Annotated in this window: 3 protein-coding genes; 1 reads left to right on the top strand and 2 read right to left on the bottom strand. The window is 36.8% G+C overall.

The features are described 5' to 3' along the window. Positions 1 to 57 precede the first annotated feature (57 nt). Together WBN20_RS08315 and glgA are read right to left on the bottom strand one after the other, a co-directional pair. Positions 58 to 1,323, bottom strand: coding sequence for a glucose-1-phosphate adenylyltransferase (locus WBN20_RS08315; RefSeq protein WP_424281344.1), 1,266 nt, complete (start codon positions 1,321 to 1,323; stop codon positions 58 to 60). Positions 1,324 to 1,328: 5 nt separating this feature from the next. Then, entirely contained in the window at positions 1,329 to 2,534 is a 1,206-nt protein-coding gene (gene glgA, locus WBN20_RS08310; protein WP_424271911.1) for a glycogen synthase, read from the bottom strand. 317 nt (positions 2,535 to 2,851) lie between these two features. Between glgA and WBN20_RS08305 the strand changes: the two genes are divergently transcribed. Next, on the top strand, positions 2,852 to 3,180 hold a 329-nt coding region (locus WBN20_RS08305), incomplete at its 3' end, for a 3-keto-disaccharide hydrolase (protein ID WP_424281343.1).

Genomic DNA, 3,180 nt, shown 5'->3' with positions numbered 1-3,180 from the left:
TTTAATTTTGCCAGTCTATAGGGGCAAAAAATTGGGTATCCCACATTTATTTATAGCTTATAATTTAAACCCCGAGGGAATTACCGCTTCCTTTTTTAAGACTACAATACCATCCTTAATGACATAGGTATCGGTTTCAATGTCTTTCAGATGAGGACCTCCATCAATGGTAACATCATCTCCTACACGGCAATTTTTATCAATGATGGCATTTTTAATAAAGCATCGTTCCCCGATTCCCATGAGTATTTTAATCTTGTGGTTTTCTATTTCTTCCAAAGTTTCATAAGAATCGCAACCCATCATATAGGTATTGATAACTGTAGAGCCAGCCCCTATTCTGGAACGTATTCCAATTACTGAGCGCTCTATTTTGGTGGCATGGATTATACATCCGTCGGCAATTACAGTTTTATCCATCTGAGTTCCGCTAATCTTTGAAGTAGGTAACACTCTGGCTCTTGTATGTATGACCCGTTGCGTATCATAAAGGTTAAACTTTGGAATACTGTCTGTTAATCCCAGATTGGCTTCAAAGAACGAATCAATATTTCCAATATCCGTCCAATATCCTTCGAATGGATAACTGATAACCTTATGTTTTCCAATAGATTGTGGTAGAATTTCTTTTCCAAAATCCATGGTATCCGGATTATTCATCAGTTCTATAAGCAGATCGCGATTAAATATATAAATACCCATGGAGGCCAGATAAAAACGCTCTTCCTGCCTCATTTCTTCACTCACTTCCGATTGCCAATCCGGCAATAAATCAGATACTGGCTTTTCAATAAATGAGGTGATATTATCTTCACTGTCATTTTTTAATATCCCAAAAGAAGGCGCATCATTGGCATGAACGGGAATAGTTCCTATTGTTATTTCCGCATTGCTCTCGATATGTTTATTGATCATGTCATTAAAATCCATTTGATATAACTGATCTCCGGATAGAATTAAGGCATACTCAAATTCATGCTGCAAAAAATGATGCATACTTTGTCTAACGGCGTCAGCCGTACCCTGAAACCAATCTCCGCTGGTCATGGTTAGCTCGGCTGCTAAAACATCTACAAAAGCTTTACTGAAAAAGCTAAAATGATAGGTGTTTTTAATATGCTTGTTTAAGGATGCAGAATTAAACTGTGTTAATACAAACATTCTCTTTATATCGGAATTAATGCAATTGGAAATGGGGATATCTACCAATCTATATTTACCTGCAATAGGTACAGCTGGTTTTGATCTCTTTTCGGTTAACGGAAACAGGCGTGATCCCTGACCTCCCCCTAAAATAATAGCTAGAACGCTTTTCGTGAACATATTTTTTAGTTTATTAAAGATTTGTATAAGGTTTCAATTTGTTGGGCAATAGCAGACCAGTCGAATGTATCTTCTACTCTCTTTCTACCCTTTAGGGCCATAGATTCCTGCAATTCTTTATCGCTAATTACAAGATTTATGCCTTTTGCAAGATCCCGGGCAAATTTGTCCGGATCTACAGGTTCAAAAGGAGCCTCATTTTGTTGCTCCAAAGGCACCAGGATTCCCGTTTCACCGTTTACCACCACTTCTTTTATTCCTCCTACGGCACTCGCAACAACTGCTGTTTTACATGCCATAGCTTCAATATTGATTATTCCGAAAGGTTCGTAGATTGAAGGACAACAAAAAACATCTGCATGGGAATAAAGTTGTATCACGGATTTTTTATCGAGCATTTCAGCAATCCAGATAACATTATCCCTGATTTTTTTTACTTCATTAACGCTGTCTTCCATTTCTTTGGCAATTTCAGGGGTATCGGGTGCTCCTGCACACAAAACGATCTGGGTGTCCGGGTCAATATACTTTATGGCATTCACCAAATGTATGATCCCTTTTTGCTTTGTGATTCTACCCACAAAAAGCACATAGGGTTTGGACTTATCGATATTGTATTTGTCTAAGGCCGCAGTTTCCTGGGTAACTATATACTCCTCAAGATTTATTCCGTTATATATTACCTTGATTTTTTCCTTATCAACATCAAAATATTTCAGAACATCATCTCTTGTTTCATTTGATACGGCAATAACGGCATCTGCCATTTCTATTGCTGTTTTTTCAATCCATAATGATGCATCGTACCCTCTGCCCAGTTGTTCTCTTTTCCAGGGCCTTAATGGCTCTAATGAATGTGTAGTTACTACAAGTGGAATTCCATAAAGTAATTTGGCTGTAATGCCGGCAAAATGAGAATACCAGGTATGGCAATGCACTATATCCGCATCAACTTCATCAGCATTCATTTGTACACAGGTGCTTAATGTTTTTAAAACTGCTTTAAGTTTGTCATTGGAATTGTTAAAAACGGGGTTGTCATAAGGATATCCTTTTACCGATAGAGTATCGGTTTTTTCATCCTGATCCCCAAAGCATCGAACTTCCAGCTCCATTAGTTTGGCTAATTCGGCGGCCAAATACTCAACATGTACCCCAGCACCTCCGTAAACATATGGAGGAAATTCTCTGGTATAAAAAAGTGCTTTCATATTATTTCTTTAAAAGGCGGTTTACCACATCAATTTTGCGCATAATTTAATCCATTTTTTAGTAGCAAACCAACCCGGACTATTTTTCATAAAGGTATTTATAAAATTCGTTCCCGTTATATAGATACATATAAAATTGGGATAAATTAACTACCTAAAAGAGGCTTCTGATTTATTATATAAAAATATGACAAGGATTAATCATTCCAATAGGTTTAACCGTCAAATTTCGATTATTATCTGCCAGGGAGTCAAATGTTTGACTTAACTTTATACTACGCTCATAACCATTCATTTATATGCCAAAAAATAGAAATATGAGAAAAATATTTTTACCCCTTTTAGTGGTACTTCTTCTTTCTAATTGTAAAAGCGAGAATTCCGAATGGAAATCTTTAATTGTAGATAATTCTCTGGAAGGTTGGCACACCTTTCAGGATTTTGAGTCAACAACGGGCTGGATCGTTGAAGATAATGTCCTGATTTTTAACGGGGTTTCGGATATGGAATCAGGAGAAGGTGATGCAAGTCTTTTATCAGACAAGGAATACGAAAATTTTGAAATAAAATTTGATTGGAAAATTATACCAGGAGGCAATAGCGGTTTTATGTGGGGGGTAAACGAAGATAAAAAGTATAACTATCC

The sequence above is a fragment of the Eudoraea sp. genome (assembly GCF_049665975.1).
In the GTDB taxonomy this organism is placed as follows: Bacteria; Bacteroidota; Bacteroidia; order Flavobacteriales; family Flavobacteriaceae; genus Eudoraea.
This window is presented reverse-complemented; position numbering and strand designations above follow the sequence as displayed.

Bases quoted from the DNA above. Each gene is read 5' to 3' on its own strand.
- glgA (WP_424271911.1), bottom strand. From the start codon at position 2,534: ATGAAAGCACTTTTTTATACCAGAGAATTTCCTCCATATGTTTACGGA.
- WBN20_RS08315 (WP_424281344.1), bottom strand. From the start codon at position 1,323: ATGTTCACGAAAAGCGTTCTAGCTATTATTTTAGGGGGAGGTCAGGGA.